This window comes from Clostridium fessum (assembly GCF_003024715.1).
Classification (GTDB): Bacteria; Bacillota; Clostridia; order Lachnospirales; family Lachnospiraceae; genus Otoolea; species Otoolea fessa.
This window is the reverse complement of record NZ_PYLO01000028.1, coordinates 1-725: the sequence shown is the minus strand read 5'-3', so window position 1 is coordinate 725 and position 725 is coordinate 1. Positions and strand designations below refer to the sequence as shown.

Sequence of the window (725 nt, the reverse complement as noted above, 5' to 3'; positions counted from 1 at the left end):
ATATTTGCTCCTCCCCGAAGCTTTTCGCAGCTTATCACGTCTTTCATCGGCTCTTAGTGCCAAGGCATCCACCCTGCGCTCTTATTAGCTTAACCAATTGATTCACACCGCGGGTACGGTGTTCCTCTCAGATGCATAGCGTTGCATCTTTGGCTTATGGTGTTTACAATTAATAATTGCTTGTTTTTGGTTTGTTTGGTTACACTTTCGTGTAACACCTCGGATGTCTTGATATTTGTTTCAAACCTCTCGGTTTGAACTTTGTATCAGATTTTCAATATGCAGTTTTCAAGGTACATTGCGAAAACAAAATATTTCGAATGCGTTGAAAGCTTGCTTTCATAAGCCTTCGTAATGTTTTGTTTTCATAACGTGCCTGCACGTGAGTGAGGAAACTTTGTTTCCGAACTGCAATGTACAGTCACGAATGGAGATGGAGAGATTCGAACTCTTGACCCCCTGCTTGCAAGGCAGGTGCTCTCCCAACTGAGCTACACCCCCATAATGAATCCGGCATCCACCTGCTTTCCCATGCCGTCTCCAGCATAGTATCATCGGCCGCTTAGGTCTTAACCATCGTGTTCGGGATGGGAACGGGTGTGTCCCCTAAGCGCATCGACACCGGAAATCTTTCATTTCCTGGATTTCAATCTTTAATTGTCATCCTCGAAAACTCAACAGTATATAAAACCCTTACTTCTTCTTCCTTAGAAAGGAGGTGATCC

1 tRNA gene and 2 rRNA genes are annotated in these 725 nt (G+C 44.1%); all 3 read right to left on the bottom strand.

The window, feature by feature from the left end:
- Nucleotides 1–95 (bottom strand): 23S ribosomal RNA (locus tag C7U56_RS15375); the annotation flags it as partial.
- A 333-nt stretch (nucleotides 96–428) separates the two neighbouring features.
- Nucleotides 429–501: transfer RNA gene (locus tag C7U56_RS15370), tRNA-Ala, on the bottom strand.
- 7 nt (nucleotides 502–508) lie between these two features.
- Nucleotides 509–626: ribosomal RNA gene (gene rrf / locus C7U56_RS15365) — 5S ribosomal RNA — on the bottom strand.
- Nucleotides 627–725: the final 99 nt, after the last annotated feature.